This is a genomic window from Cytobacillus sp. NCCP-133, from assembly GCF_026011715.1.
In the GTDB taxonomy this organism is placed as follows: domain Bacteria; phylum Bacillota; class Bacilli; order Bacillales; family Cytobacillaceae; genus Cytobacillus.
In genome coordinates this window covers 442,572-462,383 of sequence record NZ_BRVM01000001.1, presented here as the reverse complement: position 1 = coordinate 462,383, position 19,812 = coordinate 442,572, and the positions used below count along the sequence as shown (strand labels likewise).

Genomic DNA, 19,812 nt, shown 5'->3' with positions numbered 1-19,812 from the left:
TAGAACCGCCGCTGGCTAATGCTGATACGTGAAGAAGGTGATAAGTATGGAAGACCGGATCATTTCCGGTGAAGCAGATCTTCAAGATATGTCATTTGAACAAAGTCTCCGTCCGCAAACACTTAAACAGTATATCGGACAGGATAAAATAAAGGAAAACCTTGAGATTTTTATTAAAGCTGCAAGGATTCGCGAGGAAACTTTGGATCATGTCCTCCTTTATGGACCTCCAGGCTTAGGGAAAACGACGCTGGGTTCTATTATTGCAAATGAGATGGGTGTCAATATCAGAACAACTGCAGGTCCGGCTATTGAAAGACCAGGGGATTTGGCGGCCATTCTGACTGCCTTGGAACCAGGCGATGTGCTCTTTATAGATGAAATACACCGTCTGCCCCGTTCAATTGAAGAAGTTCTTTATCCGGCAATGGAGGATTTTTGCTTGGACATTGTTATAGGAAAGGGGTCTAGTGCGAGATCAGTTAGACTTGATTTGCCTCCATTTACCCTCGTCGGAGCAACTACCAGGGCAGGATCATTATCTGCTCCATTACGAGACCGCTTTGGCGTTCTCAGCAGGCTTGAATATTATTCAGAAGAGCAGTTGACAGATATTGTGGTCCGTACTGCCGAGGTTTTGGACACAAGGATTGATGGAAAAGCTGCAATCGAGGTAGCGAGACGATCAAGAGGCACACCGAGAATTGCAAACAGGCTTTTGCGCCGGGTCCGGGATTTTGCACAGGTTAAAGCAAATGGCAATGTGGATGAAGAACTTGCCAAGGAAGCCCTGGAGCTACTTCAGGTTGACCGTTTAGGGCTCGACCATATTGACCATAAATTATTAAGAGGGATTATTGAGAAGTTCCGCGGAGGACCAGTTGGCCTTGAAACAATTGCTGCAACGATTGGGGAAGAAGCACATACAATTGAAGACGTATACGAACCATATTTACTGCAGATTGGTTTTCTTCAGCGGACACCGAGAGGAAGAATCGTAACCGATTTGGTGTACCACCATTTCCAAATGGAGGTACCTGCCGATTGAGTGGGAATAGCTAAGTGGAAGCCTCTCGATCAAGAAATCTGGAAGCTGGACATAGTAAATGGCTCATGGTGATGGGCGCGAGTAGTTAAAGTATGAATAACAGATAGGGTGACATCATGAAAGTAGATTTATTTGATTTCCATTTGCCGGAGGAGTTAATTGCACAGACGCCTTTGGCTGAACGGACAAGCAGCAGGCTTATGGTCCTTGATAAAAAAAACGGCGAAATTCAGCATAGTGTTTTTAAGGATATAAAGGATCACTTGAAATCTGGGGATTGCCTTGTATTAAATGACACCCGAGTTCTTCCTGCCAGGCTGTTTGGAGAAAAATTAGGAACTGGTGCAAAAATTGAAGTGCTCCTTTTGAAACAGCTTGATGGCGATGCCTGGGAAACACTAATCAAGCCGGCAAAGAGGGTAAAAGAAGGAACAGAAATAACGTTTGGCAATGGCAGCCTGACTGCTGTATGCACGGGGACTTCTGAACATGGCGGCAGAGTTTTGGAGTTTAAATATGAAGGGATTTTTTATGAAGTTCTGGAGCAATTAGGCGAGATGCCTTTGCCTCCATATATTAAAGAACAGCTAGATGACCGGGAGCGTTACCAGACGGTTTTTGCCCGTGAAAGAGGTTCGGCGGCAGCTCCGACAGCGGGCCTTCATTTTACGGAGGAGCTCCTTGATGAAATCAAAGAAATGGGTGTGCATATTGCTTTTATTACTCTGCATGTCGGACTTGGAACATTCAGGCCAGTTAGTGTAGAAGACTTAAATGAGCATGAAATGCATGCAGAATTTTATCAGGTTACTGAAGGTACAGCTAGGCTCTTGAATGAAGTCCGGGAACAAGGAGGAAGAATTATCAGTGTAGGTACAACTTCCACCAGGACATTGGAAACAATCGCATCTGCCCATAATGGAAGGTTTGAGGAAGCCAGCGGCTGGACCGACATTTTTATTTATCCGGGCTACGAATTTAAAGCGATTGATGGTATGATTACAAACTTCCATTTGCCAAAATCGACACTGATTATGCTTGTTAGTGCTTTAGCGGGAAGGGAGAATGTATTGAATGCCTATAATAAGGCTGTAGAGGAGCGCTATCGCTTTTTCAGTTTTGGAGATGCCATGCTCATACTGTAATTAAGTAAGAAACTGCATAACGCTGAGTGCACTAGGATTGAGCTCCGCAGATGTGATCTGGTCCTCGGGGCTATGCACAAATGGAAGGAGAACACACAACTTGACTGCAATTCGCTATGAATTAATTAAGACATGCAAGCAGACTGGTGCGCGATTGGGACGTGTACATACACCCCATGGTTCTTTTGAGACACCAGTATTTATGCCTGTTGGAACTTTGGCTACGGTGAAAACAATGTCCCCTGAAGAATTGATTGAAATGGGAGCGGGCATTATTTTAAGCAATACCTATCACCTTTGGCTTCGGCCTGGCCAGGAAATTATTGAAGAAGCAGGCGGCCTGCATAAATTTATGAATTGGAATCGTGCTATCCTGACGGATTCGGGCGGATTTCAGGTATTCAGCCTAAGCGAATTCCGCAAAATTGAAGAGGAAGGCGTACACTTCCGAAATCATTTGAATGGTGACAAACTATTTTTGTCCCCCGAAAAAGCAATGGATATTCAAAATTCCCTTGGATCTGATATTATGATGGCCTTTGATGAGTGTCCCCCATATCCGGCTTCATATGAATATATGCAGAAGTCTGTTGAGAGAACTTCACGATGGGGAGAACGCTGCTTAAAAGCTCATAAGCGGCCGAATGAGCAGGGTCTTTTCGGTATTGTGCAGGGCGGAGAATATGAAGAACTTCGCAAACAAAGTGCGAAAGATTTAACTTCCCTTGATTTCCCTGGGTATGCTGTAGGAGGATTATCTGTAGGCGAACCTAAGGATGTTATGAACCGAGTGCTCGAATTTACGACGCCGCTGCTTCCATCAGATAAGCCAAGATACCTTATGGGGGTCGGCTCTCCTGACTCATTGATTGATGGTTCCATCAGAGGCATTGATATGTTTGACTGTGTTCTCCCTACCCGAATCGCGAGGAATGGAACTTTAATGACAAGCAATGGACGTTTAGTCGTGAAGAATGCGAAATATGCCAGAGACTTTGGTCCTATCGATGAGAATTGTGATTGCTACACTTGCCGGAATTACAGCCGTGCCTATATCAGGCATTTAATCCGCTGTGATGAAACGTTCGGAATCAGACTTACAACTTACCATAATCTATATTTTCTGTTAAAATTAATGGAGCAGGTCAGACAAGCGATCAGAGAAGATCGTCTCGGTGACTTTAGAGAAGAGTTCTTCGAGAGATATGGATTTAACAAGCCAAACGCGAGGAACTTTTAATAACTAAAAATGAGTGTTCAATTTTTTGGAAAAGCGCTTGATTGCTTTTTTCCTAAAGGTGGACAATGTTTGAAAGGGGGGAAAACAATGGAGCTATTAGGAACATTAGGACCATTATTGCTAATGTTTGTTTTATTCTATTTCCTATTAATTCGTCCGCAGCAAAAACGTCAAAAGTCAGTTCAGCGGATGCAAAGCGATTTGAAAAAGGGAGATAAGGTTGTAACAATCGGCGGCCTTCATGGGTTCGTGGATGCAATCGACGAAGATAAAGTAGTCATTAAATGCGGTGACGGCAGCCGTCTTACATATGATCGCGCAGCTATTCGCGAAGTAACGCAAGCAACTGGCGATGCTTTGGCTAAATCTTAATATTGAAAAAGAAGAAGGTCCATATTTGAGGCCTTCTTCTTTCTTTTAATATCAGAATTTATATCCTTTTGAACTTTGATAACTGTCTAGCTCCAGGCTCCACCCCCTCAAGGCCACAAGCCTGTCTAATTGCGGCTCCTAGGGACTCGGGGTCATAAGCCCATCCCTTTCAGAAGGAAAAAACGCCTCTTAGAGGGGCTTGTCTTATGCTGTCCTTTTTGAATTCAGGTTCACACCGAGTATACCGCCCATCATGGCAGTGAGCATGAAACATGTATGATAAATAATTTGTTCCATAGAAAATAAGCTGTCATGCCCCAAATATTGAAAAAGGAAAATGATTAACGTGTAGACTAGACCGGTCAATCCTCCAAGCAGCCAGCCCTTTTGCTTACCTTTTCCGCCGGAAACAAATCCCCCAGCAAATAGTGAAACAAATGAAACAGCTGTAATAATATACTGTAAGGATGACTCCTGAAGTGATGTGAAACGCAGCAGCAGCGAAAAAATAAGACTGCCTGCAATGGCGATGGCAAAAATCCCAATGATTCCATAGAGCACGGCACTCCCTAAATTCTTTGAATCTTCTATATTTCCCCTCTCCCTTCTGAAATATGAATTGGAATAGCCTGAAAGCCACGCAGCTTTTCAGCTTTTTCCCTAGTACAAGCATATTCAGGCAAAGGAAAATTAGAATATAAAAAATTGCGATGATTCTGCAATGGGATCTGAGAAAAATTTCATAAATAACACGCATTTGCGAAAGAATAATAAAGATTGCATCAAAAGGGGTGCTGTTTCAGTGGAAGAATATTTAATGATTATAATTAGAACTTTATTTCTATATGCAGTCATTCTTTTGATATTTAGATTGATGGGCAAAAGGGAGATTGGAGAACTTAGCATTCTGGATTTGGTGGTTTATATCATGATTGCGGAGCTTGCGGTGGTGGCAATTGAAAACCCAGATTCCCAAATCCTTAAGAACGTCTTGCCGATGCTTCTTTTAATGATCGTTCAAATTGTATTAGCTGTGTTTTCCCTTAAGAGCAAAACATTCCGGGATGTGGTGGATGGGAAACCGACTATCATTATTAACAAAGGGAAAATAGACGAAAATGCTATGCGAAAACAGCGGTATAACTTTGATGATCTTCTGCTGCAGCTGAGAGAAAAAGATATAGCCAAAATCTCTGATGTTGAATTTGCTATACTTGAATCATCCGGAACTTTATCGGTGTTTGAGAAAAAAGACAGTAAAGATGGCGGAATTACAATTCCTTTAATTATTGATGGTGCTATTCAAAAATCAAATCTTGAAAAAATCAGCAAAAGTGATTTTTGGCTTCGGCAGGAGCTTCGAAAACAAGGATATAAAGAGATACCCAAAATTTCTTTCTGCAGTTATGAAAATGGCCAGTTCTATGTAGACATGATGGATGAGAGGAAATAGAGTACAAACAAAAGGCTGCCTTGTCAAAACTAAGCAGCCTTTTTGTTATTTAAAAGCAAGTTTTGAAAGCAACCTTCCAACTACTGGAATCCGAATAAGCTCAGCCTTTTTTATTAACCCAAAGATTAATAACAGCAAGAAGTAAATCACAAAAATGGCAGCTGATATGATAATGACCCTTATGGATGTATTCATGCTTTGAGGAAGCATATGATTCAGCATCCAGAAGCCGATCCCCCCGGAAAACCCCATTGCTATAAACGTTTTAACATAATCCCACACATAAAAGGTAAAGGAAATGGTTTTTAAAACAGTTGCAAAGTGGAGCAGGGTTACAAGGACTGTGCCTACCAATATGCCCATTGCCACACCGTTTATGCCGAAAGCAGACTGGCTTGCCAGCAGAAAAATGACAGCTGTTTTAACGATTGCCCCAATCAAGCTATTGATCATCGCAGCCCTCGCTAGATTCAATGCCTGTAATGTTGCCTGAAGGGGACCTTGATAATAATAAAAAAGGAAAAATGGAGCCATTAATTTAATAAACTGTGAACCGCTTGATGATCCATACATTACTTCCATCAATTGATCGGAAAGGACATATAGGACCACTACTGCCAATCCTCCGGTAATAAAAGCAAATCGAAGTGCCTGCTGGAGCCTGTATTCAATTAGGCTCATATTGTTTTTGGAATTCGCTTCACTAATTGCAGGGACAAGGGAAGTTGACAAAGAGTAAGTAATAAAGGACGGCAGCATAAGTAGAGGCATGGCGAAACCAGTTAGTGCACCGTATTGTTTCGTCGCAGTAATCGCAGCTACACCAGCAAGAGCAAGGCTCTGAGCAACAACAATCGGCTCAAAAAACCAAGCCACCGAACCGATCATTCTGCTTCCAGTTGTCGGCAGTGCAACCGTCATTAGTTCATTGAACGTACTTTTGCCGGAATACACGTATTTAAAAAATTGTTTTCTAACTCTAAATTTCTTCTTTAATTTAAATGTAGTTAATAGATAAATGAGAGATGATAGCTCTCCAACAACAGCTGCCAGCATTGCTCCTGCAGCTGCATATTCAATCCCATACGGAAGAAAAGCTTTGGTCATAAGGGCAATCAGGCTGATTCTGACAACTTGTTCGATTACCTGGGAGTATGCAGCGGGCTTCATATTTTGTCTTCCTTGAAAATACCCCCTAATGACAGATGAAATGGCAATGATCGGAACGACAGGTGCTATGGCCATCAAGGGCCAAAGAGTACGTTTATCGGTAAATAACGTTTCTGATAGAAGTGGTGCAAGCAGTATTAAAGCAGGAGTAAAAATAACAGAAAGTGAAATAGTAGCTGCTAATGATACAACTAATATTTTCTTGATTTTTGCCGTATCTCCACGTGCTTCCGCTTCGGCAATGTTTTTAGAAATGGCTACCGGCAGGCCAAGCTGGGTAATGGTGACAACAAGAATCATGGTAGGAAAAGCCATCATATAAAGGCCGACGCCCTCTTCTCCGATAAATCGGGCAATGACAATCCGGTTGATAAACCCCAAGACCCTGGTCACCAGGCCTGCAGCCAAAAGGATCATGGTACCTTTCAGAAATTTGGACATTCAACTCCCTGCCTTCTCAAAATAGGTGATATCATATACAATTAACTATATGCAAGATACTGGACAAAGCATGACAAGCTATATGAATTTCCATTTGATTTAGCGAAAGAAATTTGGCGGGGGGGGGCGGCTGAGAATGAAGATCGGCCATGATTATGATTATTTTCGCACTAAAGTAGAACCAGCATTGGAGAGCAAACTGGATGAGTTTCGGCTGCTCGGCTATAAAAAGGTGACGGAGCAGGAGCTGTGGGGATTTCTTACAAAGAAAAAATGGAAAAAACCGAAAGAAAATGTCAGGCTATTCGAAATAGTGGAAGAGATAATGGCCGTTAAAGTCAGTGAGTACATCCATTTTGCAACCATTGAAGCATTTAAGGGCTCTGAATTCGCCTTTGATAATGAAAAAGAGAGAAGGGAACTTTTAAAATAAACGGTAAGTTTGTTGCTTTGGGCCATCAACGGGTTATTTATACCTCAAACAGCAATTTATGAAAAGAAAGGCTTTAATAAAGAACAAAGCTATGGTTATTTAATCCCATATTTTTCAAGTGTTAACAGGATCTAAGACAAATTGACAGGTTTTGCAATCTGTTTCATAATAAAACGTGGAGTTTAACGACTAGCACAGTCCAAACATATATCCATTTTTATGGAGCATTCTATGCCCTAGTGGAAAAGATGCTTTTAATTCCATAAAGTTGTAATGTGATTGTCTGTTTAAGCCCGTTTTGTAAAAAACATCATGGTTAAGTGCTGTGATAAAAAGCTTCAATTTATATGCCTGTTACGGGCGAGTGTTTAAGGAGGATTTTTACATAATGATAAAGCGCAGCCGTATCGTTGCTTTCTTCCTTATTGTTTTATTAATAGGGAGTTTGGCAGGGGCAACGACTAATAACATTTTGAAAAATATTAAGCTAGGCCTCGATTTGCAGGGCGGTTTTGAGGTGCTTTATGAAGTAAAACCGAAGGATGGCCAGAAAATTGACAAAGAAATTTTGGCCAGTACAGCAGAAGCGCTGGACAGACGTATCAACGTTTTGGGTGTGAGTGAACCAAACATTCAAATTGAAGGCGATAACCGCATCCGTGTTCAGCTTGCAGGTGTAACGGATCAGAATAAGGCACGTGAAATTCTTTCAACTGAAGCCAATCTATCTTTCAGGGATGTTAATGACCAAAAGATGATGGATGGATCGGACCTGGCAGAAGGCGGGGCAAAACAAACTTTTGACGAAAATGGGAAGCCCAGTGTTTCTCTAAAGCTTAAGAGCGCCAGTAAATTTAAAGATGTCACCCAGAAGATTGTTAATATGGGACCTCCAAATAACTTGCTTGTCATTTGGCTTGATTTTGAGGAGGGGCAAGATTCCTTCCAGGCTGAAGCCGGGAAGGAAGATCCAAAATATTTATCTGCTCCTCAAGTTAGCCAGGTATTTAACCAGGATACAGTTTCCATTGTCGGGAATTTTACACTCGAAGAAGCCCAAACATTGGCGGATTTATTAAATGCCGGATCTTTGCCGGTACAGCTTGATGAAGTTTATTCGACTTCGGTTGGGGCAAAATTCGGGGAGCAGGCAATGGACAAGACGATTCTTGCCGGCATCATTGGAATATCGATTATATTCCTTTATATGCTTGTGGTATATCGTTTCCCAGGGCTAATCGCGACAATTACTTTATCCATTTATATCTATCTTATCTTACTTGTTTTTGACTGGATGAATGGGGTATTAACACTTCCTGGGATCGCCGCACTCATTCTGGGTGTTGGTATGGCAGTTGATGCAAACATCATCACATATGAGAGAATTAAAGAAGAAATGAAAGTGGGACGTACGATAAAGTCAGCTTTCCAGGCCGGCGGCAAAAATTCCCTTTCTACAATCTTTGATGCCAATATTACAACCATTCTTGCAGCAACCGTTTTGTTCCTATATGGAACAAGCTCTGTAAAAGGCTTTGCAACCATGCTTATCATAAGTATCCTGGCCAGCTTTATCACAGCTGTTTATGGGTCACGGCTACTCCTTGGCCTTTGGGTAAACAGCAAAGCATTCAATAAGAAGCCGGGCTGGTTTGGTGTAAAGAAGAGTGAAATAAAGGATATTGCCGAGAACTATGACACACTTGACCTGCCAACAAAGTTTGATAAGTTTGATTTTGTTGCCCATCGAAAAAAATTCTTTGTTATTTCGGGAGCATTGGTTGCTGCTGGAATAATCATTCTAGCAGTTCTTCGCTTGAATCTTGGAATCGATTTTTCAAGCGGAACACGTATCGAGCTGCTTTCTAATGATTCATTATCCAAAGAAGAAGTGCAAACACAATTGTCACAGGTGGGTCTTGAAACAGATGATATTGTTATTTCCGGAAATAATAAAGAAATAGGGGTAGCTAGAATAAAAGATGTTCTTACAAAAGATGCAATTGCTGACTTGAAGTCACATTTCAAGGAAGAGTTCGATGCAGAACCAAATGTAAGCACAGTCTCTCCGACAGTAGGAAAAGAACTTGCAAAAAATGCGATCATTGCCTTAGCGATCGCGTCTGTCGGCATTATCATCTATGTAACGATTCGCTTTGAAATTTATATGGCGATTGCCGCAGTAATTGCTTTACTGCACGATGCTTTCTTTATCATTGCTGTATTTAGCTTTACTCGTTTTGAAGTGGATTTAACATTTATTGCCGCTGTGTTGACTGTGGTCGGTTATTCAATCAATGATACGATCGTAACGTTTGACCGCATGCGTGAAAATATGCAGAAGAAGAAAAAACTTAAGACTTTCGAAGATATAGCAGAGGTTGTGAACCTTAGCCTCCGGCAAACGCTGGGCCGGTCCATTAATACTGTATTGACAGTCGTGATAGCTGTAGTAGCACTAATGATTTTTGGTAGTGAATCAATCAGAAACTTCTCCTTTGCATTGCTGATCGGTTTGATTGCCGGTACGTACTCATCCATCTTCCTTGCAGCACAGCTATGGGCTGTATGGAAAGGCAAGGAGCTAAAGAAAACAGGTGTTATTATAACAGTAAAAGAAAAGCGCAAAATCAGTGATGACCCCCAAGTATAAGCTTTAAGCCCAATACCTCAGGCTAAATGCCTGGGGTTTTTCTTTTATCAATTTGGTAACTCTAAAGCTTGGGAGCAGAAGAGTAGGATTATATTAAGCAAATAAAGGTTAATGATTCCGGGAAATAGGTTAAACTAAAAATAGGACTAGGGAGGAAGGGAAGTTAACGTTGGAAAAAAATGATCGTTTTAAGAAAGCTGAATTTGCTGCCATGATTGGCATCGTAGGCAATATTATTCTTGCTGCTCTTAAATGGGGAATTGGCGTTTATTCTGGAAGTAAAGCATTGGTGGCTGATGCCGTCCATTCTGCCTCAGATGTCGCTGGTTCCTTTGCTGTTTATTTGGGATTAAGGGCCGCAAAACAGCCGCCGGATGAAGACCATCCTTATGGACATGGAAAAGCGGAAATGATTGCAGCCATCATCGTGGCAGTCTTATTATTCCTGGTGGGAATTGAAATTGGCAAATCATCCTTTGAGGCCTTTTTTTCACCCATTGAACCTCCAAAGGCAATTGCCATCGTGGCAGTGATCATTTCAATCCTTGTAAAGGAAGCGATGTTTCGCTATAAGTATAAATTGGGAAAAAGATTAAATAGTGACGCATTAATTGTAAATGCCTACGAGCACCGTTCAGACGTCTATTCTTCTATTGCAGCCTTAATAGGAATCGGCAGTGCAGTCCTTGGCGGAAAATTTGGAATTGAATGGCTGGAATATGCAGACCCGGTTGCCGGTCTTATTGTGTCGCTTATGGTTATTAAAATGGCATGGCATCTAGGAAAGGAATCCATTCACAGCACTTTGGATCACGTCCTGCATGAAGAAGACACATTAGAGATGCGCAAAACTGCGGAATCTGTAAATCAGGTTAAAAGAATTGATGAATTGCATGCTCGGGAACACGGCCATTATGTGATTGTGGATATTAAAGTTTCTGTTGACCCTGCTATGACTGTGGAAGATGGACACGGGGTTGGAAAAGAGGTAAAACGGAGATTGCTGGAACTTGAAAACGTGCAAAATGTTTTTGTCCATATCAACCCTTATAGCAAAGAAGGAGAACACTAATGAAAAAGTAAAGGGAGAGAATTATGAAGTTTCAATGGGCTTTATTACTCGGTTTTTTATTTGCCTTAGTAGTGGCTGTTTTTGCAGTGATTAATGTCGATAATGTAACAGTAAATTATTTGTTTGGGGAAAGTGAGTGGCCATTAATTCTTGTTATCTTAGGTTCCGTCCTGATGGGAGGGCTTATTGCTGGATCAGTTGGCATTGTTCGAATGTATTCGCTGCAAAGGCAAGTAAGATTGCTGAAAAAGGAAAACGACAAGTTGAATGCTGAAAAAGAAAAAGCAGAGGATAGCGAAAAGAAAGAGTTGCAGAAAGAACTAAACAGAGATATTCACTAGAGGCTTGGGCTTTCGTTAGCCCGGGTCTTTTCTGTTGGTGAATGCTGCTTCAATTGGTGTGTAGCCGTGATTTAACAGGGAGAAGATCAGATTCAGGATTTCATTTTCAAAAAATGTATGGAATAACCCGTCTTTCGGTTATTGAAACACCAGCCCCCCTCTTGTATAATTAATAAGCTGAGGGGTGAAGGTATGTTACATTCAAGAACGCGATGGATTGTTCGGCAAACGCAGGAAGAAAAAGTGCAGCAGCTTGCAAAAGAGTTGGATGTGGCACCTCTTGTAGCGTCGTTATTAATAAATCGCGGCATGGATACCGCAGAATCAGCGCGGTATTTTTTATTGGATAAAGAGCAGAAATTTCATGATCCTTTTTTGATGTCAGATATGGAGATAGCTGTCTCCCGAATAAAAGAAGCGATAGAAAAACAGGAACCAATTCTAATATTTGGTGATTATGATGCGGACGGAGTTACGAGCACTTCACTCATGATGATGGCATTAAGGGAGCTTGGGGCCAACGTCCAATTCTACATACCCAATCGTTTTACGGAAGGCTATGGGCCCAATATTCCTGCATTTACCCATGCCGCTGAGACTGGGATTCGCCTAATTATAACTGTAGATACAGGCATATCAGCAGTTAATGAAGCGAAGGCTGCAAAAGATTTGGGGATGGATCTGATTATTACAGACCATCATGAACCCGGTCCGGTGCTACCTGAGGCCTTGGCCATCGTCCATCCTAAGCATCCCGGCAGCAATTACCCGTTTCAGGAATTGGCCGGTGTTGGAGTAGCTTTTAAGCTGGCACATGCGCTGTTTGGGGAAATGCCTGCGCATCTTTTAGAAATCGCTGCTATAGGCACGATTGCTGACCTTGTTTCACTAAAAGGAGAAAACAGGCTGATTGCAAAGCGGGGAATTCAAAAACTAAAGTCAACTAAAAATATTGGCCTCACTGCTTTATTTAAAGTGGCTGGCGCAGAGCTTCCTTCCATAACAGAAGAAACAATCGGCTTTTCAATAGCCCCCCGCCTAAATGCAGTGGGAAGGCTGGAAAGCGCTGATCCTGCAGTGGATCTGCTGCTGACCGACGATTTACTTGAAGCTCAAACAATTGCCGAGGAAATTGAACTTCTTAATAAAGATAGACAGGCGATCGTAAACAATATTGCACAGCAGGCCATTTTGGAAGTTGAAAGCAAATTTCCGATCAGCGAGAATTCTGTCATTGTTGTTGGCAAAGAAGACTGGAATGCAGGAGTGATCGGCATTGTTGCCTCTAAACTTGTAGAAAAGTTCTATCGTCCAGCAATTGTTCTCAGTTATGACCTTGAAAAAGGACAAGCAAAGGGATCTGCCAGAAGCATAGAAGGATTTGATTTGTTTAAAAATCTATCTGAATGCCGAGACATTCTTCCTCATTTCGGCGGGCATCCAATGGCCGCAGGTATGACACTGGCAATTGACTCTGTTGATGAACTGAGGAGAAAGCTGAATACACTGGCAAATGAGCAGCTAACAGAGGAAGATTTTATACCTGTAACGTCTGTTGATGGCGTTTTTAGTCTTAAAGATATTAGCTTATCTTCGATAGAAGAGATGCAATTGCTTTCTCCATTCGGGATGGGAAACCCAAAGCCGAAAATTTTGATAAATGATGCAAATATTGCTGGAATGAGAAAGATTGGCTCGGAAAAAAACCATATTAAAGTTACAATTGAGGACGAGGGTTCTTCTCTGGAAGGGGTTGGATTCGGCCTCGGCCATTTATATGAACATATCTCGCCTTATTCCAAGCTATCTGTTATTGGAGAGTTATCGATTAATGAATGGAATAACATCAAAAAGCCGCAAATCTTTTTGCAGGATATGGCTGTGCGCACCTGGCAGCTTTTTGATATAAGAAGTGTAAAGAGGCTAGAAAGGCTTCAAAGTGTCATTCCCGAAGATAATACAATCTGGATTTTTTTCCGTGATGAGAATGTTTCCAAATTCAGGACATATGCCGGCCAAAAAATGGTCAAAATACATTCTATAGAGGATGCTTCATCAATAGAGGTGGATGGTTCTAATCTTGTCTTGGCAGATTTGCCTCCTACAAAAGAATTGATGGTTAAATTAATCTCAGGCAAAAGACCTGCGAGAATTTACGCGCATTTCTTTAAGGAAGATAGTGACTATTTTAGCACGCTACCGACAAGAGATCATTTTAAATGGTTTTTTGCATTGCTTGCCAAAAAAGGTTCTATCGATATAAAACGGTATGGAAATGATATTGCCAAGCATAAGGGATGGAGCAGAGAAACGGTAGACTTTATGTCACAAGTGTTTTTTGAATTGGACTTTGTTAAAATAGAAAATGGTGTTATTTCATTAAATAATACATCAAATAAACGTGACTTGGCTGATTCAAAAACCTATCAGCTTAAGCAGGCACAATACATTCTCGAAAGTGATTTGCTCTATTCATCCTTTCAGCAGCTCAAAGACTCTTTTGATGAGATCTTGCAAGGAGCTGTTAAATTTGAGGAGGCAAAGGAAGAAAAATGGACTTAAAACAGTATGTAACAATTGTTGAAGACTGGCCAAAGCCAGGGATTAAATTTAAAGATATTACAACATTAATGGATAACGGCGATGCGTATAAATATGCGACTGACCAGATTGTGGAATATGCACGTGAAAAACAGATCGATCTAGTTGTTGGGCCGGAAGCACGCGGATTCATTATTGGCTGCCCTGTAGCCTATTCTTTAGGGGTAGGATTCGCTCCTGTCCGAAAGGAAGGAAAGCTTCCTCGCGAAACGGTTAAAGTTAATTATGGTCTTGAGTACGGCAAAGATGTATTAACTATTCATAAAGATGCCATCAAACCTGGACAAAGAGTACTAATCACTGATGATCTGCTTGCAACTGGCGGAACAATTGATGCAACGATCCAGCTTGTTGAGGAGCTTGGCGGAGTGGTAGCCGGTATCGCTTTCCTAATCGAATTGACATATCTGGATGGCCGCAAAAAGCTGGATCATTACGATATCCTAACACTAATGCAATATTAATTTTATCTATACTTCAGGGAGAGCGCCGTATGAACGGGCGCTCTTTTTTCATTAGTTAGGAAATTATTAAATACGCTACAGGTTGATAAATAGTTAATAAGTTTATCTGCGTCTAGCGCTAGCATCCTGTCCACTCTACAAAAGAATTTTTGCTGCCTGCTGATTGGATTGGAATAATAAAGAGTACAAACGCATTTAAAGGGTTTCTATTTCCAATACAGGAAAAACTAAAAGAATTCCCAACAAAATACGACATTTTTTTTGCTATTCCCATAAAAATAACAGTCTATCCCTTTACATATTCACTTTTTTTTTCGATAATAGTAGCAATATTAATTTTTTTATTATCATTTCCTTTTTTATGGATTTTTTATATACGAAAGCTGTGTTAAAGCTAATTATTGTTTAAGTAGTGTGTTGCTTGAAGCTTAAGGTCCGTGACCCCAACGGGAAAAGCGAGATTTCTAAAGTACAGGATGGCCAAGAAGGCTCCCTGACTGCCAGAGGAATGCGAGTGCCTGCAGGTGAATTCAGCAGCAAGGTTAACAGAGCCTAATAAACACATTATGCATTTGCATAAAATTCAGTGAGATAAAGGTGATCCCATGGCGAACGATCAAGTTCTTACCGCCGAGCAAGTCATCGACAGGGCAAAAGAATATTTGAACGATGAGCATGCAGAGCTTGTAAAAAAGGCATACGAGTTTGGCAAGCAGGCTCACCGTGAACAATATAGAAAATCCGGTGAGCCTTACATCATCCATCCCATTCAGGTAGCAGGCATTCTGGCAGATTTGGAGATGGATCCTTCTACAGTTGCAGCCGGTTTTCTTCACGATGTTGTTGAAGATACCGATGTCTCATTAGAGGATATTAAGGAAGCCTTCAACGCAGAAGTGGCGATGCTGGTCGATGGAGTTACAAAACTAGGGAAAATTAAATATAAATCCCAGGAAGAACAGCAGGCTGAAAACCATCGGAAAATGTTCGTTGCGATGGCGCAGGATATCAGAGTCATTTTAATTAAACTTGCAGACCGCCTTCATAATATGCGGACCCTCAAGCACTTGCCTGCTGAAAAACAGCGCAGGATATCAAATGAGACTCTTGAAATTTTTGCTCCTTTGGCTCATAGGCTGGGGATTTCAAAGATAAAATGGGAGCTTGAAGATACAGCTCTAAGATACTTAAATCCGCAGCAGTATTATCGGATTGTCAATCTGATGAAAAAGAAAAGAGCGGAACGTGAAGAGTATCTGGATGATGTAATTAATGTAATGAGAGGCAGGCTGGCTGAAGTCTCGATTAAGGCGGAGATTTCCGGACGCCCCAAACATATCTATAGCATCTACCGTAAAATGGCCCTTCAAAACAAACAATTTACTGAGATTTATGATTTGCTTGCAGTAAGGATTGTTGTGAACAGCATTAAAGATTGCTACGCAGTCCTGGGGATCATCCATACCTGCTGGAAACCGATGCCTGGCCGTTTTAAAGATTATATAGCAATGCCTAAACAGAATATGTACCAATCTCTTCATACTACGGTTATTGGTCCAAAAGGTGACCCGCTCGAGGTCCAAATCCGTACGTTGGATATGCATAGAATTGCAGAGTACGGGATTGCGGCACACTGGGCCTATAAAGAAGGCAAACGAGTGAACGAGGGTTCGTCCTTCGAGGAAAAGCTAACTTGGTTCCGTGAAATTCTTGAATTTCAGGATGACGCAGCTAATGCTGAAGAGTTTATGGAATCATTGAAGATTGACCTATTTTCGGATATGGTTTTTGTATTCACGCCAAAAGGGGATGTTATTGAGCTGCCGTCAGGTTCTGTCCCTATTGATTTCGCTTACCGCATCCACTCGGAAATCGGAAATAAAACAATTGGTGCCAAGGTAAATGGCAAGATGGTAACATTGGATTATAAGCTCAAAACCGGAGATATTATCGAGATACTCACTTCAAAGCATTCTTATGGACCAAGCAAGGATTGGCTGAAGCTTGCCCAGACCTCTCAAGCCAAAAACAGGATCAGAACTTTCTTTAAAAAGCAAAGAAAAGAAGAAAATGTAGAAAAAGGGAAAGAGCTTGTAGAGAAAGAAATTCGTAATATGGACTTCGATTTGAAGGAAATCCTGACACAGGATAATGTCAAAAGGGTTGCTGAAAAATTTAACTTTGCTACGGAAGAAGATATGTATGCTGCGGTTGGCTATAACGGGGTGACAGCCCTCCAGATGGCTAATAGGCTTACAGAGAAATGGCGCAAGAAGCGCGATCTTGAACAGACCGCTGATATTACTAATGCAGTTTCCGAACTAAAGACATTCACATCAGCTAAAAAACGGGAATCCGGTGTTAGGGTTTCTGGCATTGACAATTTGCTTATTCGTCTTTCCCGCTGCTGCAACCCGGTGCCGGGTGATGAAATTGTAGGCTTTATTACGAAGGGCAGAGGAGTGTCTGTACACCGTGCAGACTGTCCAAATATGGACACTGAAGATGCTAAGGAAAGGCTCATTCCTGTTGAGTGGGAGACAGCACTTAATGATCGGAAAGAATATAACGTTGAAATTGAAATCACTGGATATGATCGCCGTGGGTTGCTAAACGAAGTATTGCAGGCTGTAAATGAAACGAAAACAAATATATCTGCGGTATCAGGACGGTCAGACCGCAATAAGGCGGCAACGATCAATATGTCAATTGCCATACACAATGTCAGCCATCTGTATAAGGTTGTTGACCGTATTAAACAAATTCCTGATATTTATGCAGTAAGAAGGATTATGAACTAGAGGGAGCAGATAGCATGCGTGTTGTAGTGCAGCGAAGCAAGGAAGCCAGCGTGACAGTTGGCGGCAAAACCATTGGGACCATCCAAAAGGGGTTTGTGTTGCTCGTTGGGGTTACTCATGAAGATAAGGGAGAGGATGCGGCTTTTTTGGCAGATAAAATTGCCAATCTTCGCGTCTTTGAAGATGAGAATGGGAAGATGAACTTGTCTCTCCTGGATCTGGAGGGAGAAATCCTTTCAGTCTCACAATTCACACTATATGGCGACTGCAGGAAAGGAAGGCGCCCCAATTTTATGGATGCAGCCAAACCAGACCATGCCATTAAAATTTATGAAGCATTTAACAGATTTTTAGAAGAAAAAGGCCTAAGGGTGGCAACAGGGGAATTTGGTGCTATGATGGAAGTCCAACTAACCAATGATGGCCCTGTCACGCTGATCATAGAAAGTAAATAAGATTCACAAAAGCTAACGGAAAGCGATTAGGATCATTGGTGTATGAAGCAAGCCCCGGCAGCCAAAATTGGCTGCCGGGGCTTTTATTAATTTTGGATGTTTTCGTTGCTTTCGAGTAAGCTAACTTAGTTTGATCTCTGGAGCGGAGAGCACTTGACTTCTGCGGGAGGCTCCCGTTCCTCCCCGAGGAAAGCAAGAGCCTCCTGCAGAAATCAACGGGCAGGCTTTTAAATAAAAAACAAAAATTTAGAAGGAGTCTTAATTTTTAAAGTAGCGTGCCAATCCCTGATAGATTCCTGCAGTAACAGATTGCTGATACTGTCCTGATGTAATCAGAATCTCTTCAGCAGGATTACTTAAGTATCCGAGTTCTAAAAGGACAGCATTCCGTTTATTTTCTCTGATTACGTGATAGTCACCGACACGATATCCGCGGTCCCTGACATTTGTCATTGCTGTTACATCTGAATGGATGGAGGCTGCCAGATTCTTTTGGAAAGAGTGATAATAGTAGGTTGTCATTCCTCTGACTGTCCGATCCGAAATACTGTCATAGTGGAGGCTAATAAAAGCATCAGCATTATGATAGTGTGATACGCCTACTCTTGACGGAAGAGGAAGATAAGAATCACTATTTCGGGTTAGAATGACATGAGCCCCAGCAGCTCTTAACTTATCGGAGAGGAGCTGTGCTGTCCTGAGTGTTAACGATTTTTCCAATGTTCCTCTGGCGCCTGTCGTCCCGTTATCTCTGCCTCCATGCCCTGGATCCAGAACAATCGTCTTATTCTTTAGATGCATCTCTGCACCGGGTTTTTCCACTTTAGGAGCGGATCCTCTCACAGATACAATCCATCCGGCCACAAAACCTGTTCCGCCGTTTGGCAGGCGAATTTCATACCAATCGCTTTTCAAGCTGATTATCTCAAAGCTGTCTCCCTGGTTTGCTCTTTGGATAACAGGGGATTGTGCGCTCGCTTTTTTTCTTATATTAGATCCGTTATGTAAAATGATTGCTGAACTTCTGTTAACAGGCTGCTGGGCAGAACCGGTATTTCTCTCTGATGTGATGTCCATAAACCAGCTTGCAACCCATCCAAATGAACCGGATTGATACTCTATCTTAGACCAATTATTAGATTCCGCAAGGATGGCAAAATATTGACCCTTCGTAACCGAACCTAAAGGTTTTCCGTTTAATGATCCCTTATTCCTGACAGTCAAGGATGTAGCGGTAACAGTTCCGGTTTTTCCGGTATTGTGCTGTTCGGAAGTGTTCCCAGCAGATTGGGGTGATTGAACCTGGACATATTGGCTGCTGATCCAGCCGCTTTTCCCTGAAAATAAAATTTCTGACCAGCTGCCGCTCTGAGCTGTAATCGTTACAGTTTCTCCAGCATTAAGCTTGCCAATTACCGTACTGTGAATTGAAGGTTTGTTTCTTACGTTAAGAGAGTTTGCTGTAATTTTCCCCTTTTGGTTTTTGGAATCTTGTTGCTTATTGTCATTCAGTTGGACATATTGACTAGAAACCCATCCTTTTCCGAAAGGTGTTTGGAGCTTTATCCAGCTCCCTTCGTATCCTTGGATTTTATAGGAAGCTCCTTTCAGCACAGTCCCCATTACGGCATAGTCTGTGCCTGGGCCTTTTCGGACTCTAAGCCCATCTGTTTTAATCACTGCCTGTGCTTTGCCTGTTTTTATTGAGTTTTCCTGACTGGACGTGCTTAAGGCCACAAGCCAGCTGGCAACCCATCCCTTTTTGCCTTGAAATTTAATTTCAATCCAATCTCCTTTTTGGGAGAGCACCTTATATTGGTCGCCTTTTGGGGCTTGTCCTAAAATTGGATAACTTAAGCCGGGACCTTGGCGAATATTTAAATTATGAGTGCTAATTGTTACTGTTATGCTGTCTGCTTTTATAGATGTTGGCGGCTGTATTAGTCCAGCCAGAATCATGAAGCAAATTGCCAGGGTCAATGTTCGTTTTCTCTGCAACAGTTCTCCTCCTTTTATTTTAACTTTCCATCAGAGAAATTTTTTTCCTTACTAAAAGAAAAACAAACCAGCCCCTGATAGTCAAGATAACTTTTGCACTAGTCCAATTTTGGTACTATATGAAG

General features: G+C 41.7%; 17 protein-coding genes. 14 read left to right on the top strand and 3 right to left on the bottom strand.

What is annotated here, in order from left to right:
* The first annotated feature begins 46 nt into the window (after nucleotides 1–46).
* The 4 genes from ruvB (at nucleotide 47) to yajC (ending at nucleotide 3,805) form a co-directional block, all read left to right on the top strand.
* A complete protein-coding gene (gene ruvB / locus NCCP133_RS02405) occupies nucleotides 47–1,048 on the top strand; it encodes a Holliday junction branch migration DNA helicase RuvB (RefSeq protein WP_264803361.1) in 1,002 nt (333 codons plus the stop codon).
* 116 nt (nucleotides 1,049–1,164) lie between these two features.
* A complete protein-coding gene (gene queA / locus NCCP133_RS02400) occupies nucleotides 1,165–2,193 on the top strand; it encodes a tRNA preQ1(34) S-adenosylmethionine ribosyltransferase-isomerase QueA (RefSeq protein ID WP_264803360.1) in 1,029 nt (342 codons plus the stop codon).
* 100 nt (nucleotides 2,194–2,293) lie between these two features.
* Nucleotides 2,294–3,433, top strand: a complete 1,140-nt coding sequence (gene tgt, locus NCCP133_RS02395) for a tRNA guanosine(34) transglycosylase Tgt (protein WP_264803359.1) — start codon at nucleotides 2,294–2,296, stop codon at nucleotides 3,431–3,433.
* A gap of 87 nt (nucleotides 3,434–3,520) precedes the next feature.
* Nucleotides 3,521–3,805 carry a preprotein translocase subunit YajC gene (yajC, locus tag NCCP133_RS02390; RefSeq protein WP_264803358.1) on the top strand — a complete coding sequence of 95 codons (285 nt, stop codon included), beginning with the start codon at nucleotides 3,521–3,523 and terminating at the stop codon, nucleotides 3,803–3,805.
* A gap of 204 nt (nucleotides 3,806–4,009) precedes the next feature.
* Here the strand turns inward: yajC and NCCP133_RS02385 are convergent, their stop codons facing one another.
* Nucleotides 4,010–4,366 carry a TIGR04086 family membrane protein gene (locus NCCP133_RS02385; protein ID WP_264803357.1) on the bottom strand — a complete coding sequence of 119 codons (357 nt, stop codon included), beginning with the start codon at nucleotides 4,364–4,366 and terminating at the stop codon, nucleotides 4,010–4,012.
* A 241-nt stretch (nucleotides 4,367–4,607) separates the two neighbouring features.
* Between NCCP133_RS02385 and NCCP133_RS02380 the strand changes: the two genes are divergently transcribed.
* Complete coding sequence (locus tag NCCP133_RS02380) at nucleotides 4,608–5,258, top strand: DUF421 domain-containing protein (RefSeq protein ID WP_264803356.1); 651 nt, start codon at nucleotides 4,608–4,610, stop codon at nucleotides 5,256–5,258.
* A 45-nt stretch (nucleotides 5,259–5,303) separates the two neighbouring features.
* Here the strand turns inward: NCCP133_RS02380 and spoVB are convergent, their stop codons facing one another.
* Nucleotides 5,304–6,869, bottom strand: coding sequence for a stage V sporulation protein B (gene spoVB, locus NCCP133_RS02375; RefSeq protein ID WP_264803355.1), 1,566 nt, complete (start codon nucleotides 6,867–6,869; stop codon nucleotides 5,304–5,306).
* 136 nt (nucleotides 6,870–7,005) lie between these two features.
* On the opposite strand from spoVB, the gene NCCP133_RS02370 reads away from it, so the two are divergent.
* From NCCP133_RS02370 to dtd, 9 genes are all read left to right on the top strand, one after another.
* Entirely contained in the window at nucleotides 7,006–7,302 is a 297-nt protein-coding gene (locus tag NCCP133_RS02370; protein ID WP_264803354.1) for a post-transcriptional regulator, read from the top strand.
* Nucleotides 7,303–7,690: 388 nt separating this feature from the next.
* Complete coding sequence (secDF, locus tag NCCP133_RS02365) at nucleotides 7,691–9,955, top strand: protein translocase subunit SecDF (protein ID WP_264803353.1); 2,265 nt, start codon at nucleotides 7,691–7,693, stop codon at nucleotides 9,953–9,955.
* 169 nt (nucleotides 9,956–10,124) lie between these two features.
* On the top strand, nucleotides 10,125–11,027 hold the full coding sequence (locus NCCP133_RS02360; RefSeq protein WP_264803352.1) for a cation diffusion facilitator family transporter: 903 nt from the start codon (nucleotides 10,125–10,127) through the stop codon (nucleotides 11,025–11,027).
* 23 nt (nucleotides 11,028–11,050) lie between these two features.
* Nucleotides 11,051–11,368: a LapA family protein gene (locus NCCP133_RS02355; RefSeq protein ID WP_264803351.1), complete on the top strand. Its 318-nt coding sequence runs from the start codon at nucleotides 11,051–11,053 to the stop codon at nucleotides 11,366–11,368.
* A gap of 192 nt (nucleotides 11,369–11,560) precedes the next feature.
* On the top strand, nucleotides 11,561–13,930 hold the full coding sequence (gene recJ / locus NCCP133_RS02350; protein ID WP_264803350.1) for a single-stranded-DNA-specific exonuclease RecJ: 2,370 nt from the start codon (nucleotides 11,561–11,563) through the stop codon (nucleotides 13,928–13,930).
* Complete coding sequence (locus NCCP133_RS02345) at nucleotides 13,921–14,433, top strand: adenine phosphoribosyltransferase (protein WP_264803349.1); 513 nt, start codon at nucleotides 13,921–13,923, stop codon at nucleotides 14,431–14,433. The genes recJ and NCCP133_RS02345 overlap by 10 nt, the downstream gene beginning before the upstream one ends.
* 421 nt (nucleotides 14,434–14,854) lie before the next feature.
* Nucleotides 14,855–14,989, top strand: coding sequence for a hypothetical protein (locus NCCP133_RS02340; RefSeq protein ID WP_264803348.1), 135 nt, complete (start codon nucleotides 14,855–14,857; stop codon nucleotides 14,987–14,989).
* A gap of 49 nt (nucleotides 14,990–15,038) precedes the next feature.
* Nucleotides 15,039–17,234 carry a RelA/SpoT family protein gene (locus tag NCCP133_RS02335; RefSeq protein WP_264803347.1) on the top strand — a complete coding sequence of 732 codons (2,196 nt, stop codon included), beginning with the start codon at nucleotides 15,039–15,041 and terminating at the stop codon, nucleotides 17,232–17,234.
* Nucleotides 17,235–17,248: 14 nt separating this feature from the next.
* The gene (gene dtd / locus NCCP133_RS02330) at nucleotides 17,249–17,689 is read left to right on the top strand and encodes a D-aminoacyl-tRNA deacylase (protein ID WP_264803346.1); all 441 of its coding nucleotides are present in this window, start codon (nucleotides 17,249–17,251) and stop codon (nucleotides 17,687–17,689) included.
* A gap of 258 nt (nucleotides 17,690–17,947) precedes the next feature.
* Here the strand turns inward: dtd and NCCP133_RS02325 are convergent, their stop codons facing one another.
* A complete protein-coding gene (locus NCCP133_RS02325) occupies nucleotides 17,948–19,687 on the bottom strand; it encodes an SH3 domain-containing protein (protein WP_264803345.1) in 1,740 nt (579 codons plus the stop codon).
* Between the last annotated feature and the right edge of the window lie 125 nt (nucleotides 19,688–19,812).

Coding starts and splice junctions, on each gene's coding strand:
- ruvB (WP_264803361.1), top strand. CDS start 47: ATGGAAGACCGGATCATTTCCGGTGAAGCAGATCTTCAAGATATGTCA.
- queA (WP_264803360.1), top strand. CDS start 1,165: ATGAAAGTAGATTTATTTGATTTCCATTTGCCGGAGGAGTTAATTGCA.
- yajC (WP_264803358.1), top strand. CDS start 3,521: ATGGAGCTATTAGGAACATTAGGACCATTATTGCTAATGTTTGTTTTA.
- spoVB (WP_264803355.1), bottom strand. CDS start 6,869: ATGTCCAAATTTCTGAAAGGTACCATGATCCTTTTGGCTGCAGGCCTG.
- NCCP133_RS02370 (WP_264803354.1), top strand. CDS start 7,006: ATGAAGATCGGCCATGATTATGATTATTTTCGCACTAAAGTAGAACCA.
- secDF (WP_264803353.1), top strand. CDS start 7,691: ATGATAAAGCGCAGCCGTATCGTTGCTTTCTTCCTTATTGTTTTATTA.
- NCCP133_RS02355 (WP_264803351.1), top strand. CDS start 11,051: ATGAAGTTTCAATGGGCTTTATTACTCGGTTTTTTATTTGCCTTAGTA.
- recJ (WP_264803350.1), top strand. CDS start 11,561: ATGTTACATTCAAGAACGCGATGGATTGTTCGGCAAACGCAGGAAGAA.
- NCCP133_RS02345 (WP_264803349.1), top strand. CDS start 13,921: ATGGACTTAAAACAGTATGTAACAATTGTTGAAGACTGGCCAAAGCCA.
- NCCP133_RS02335 (WP_264803347.1), top strand. CDS start 15,039: ATGGCGAACGATCAAGTTCTTACCGCCGAGCAAGTCATCGACAGGGCA.
- dtd (WP_264803346.1), top strand. CDS start 17,249: ATGCGTGTTGTAGTGCAGCGAAGCAAGGAAGCCAGCGTGACAGTTGGC.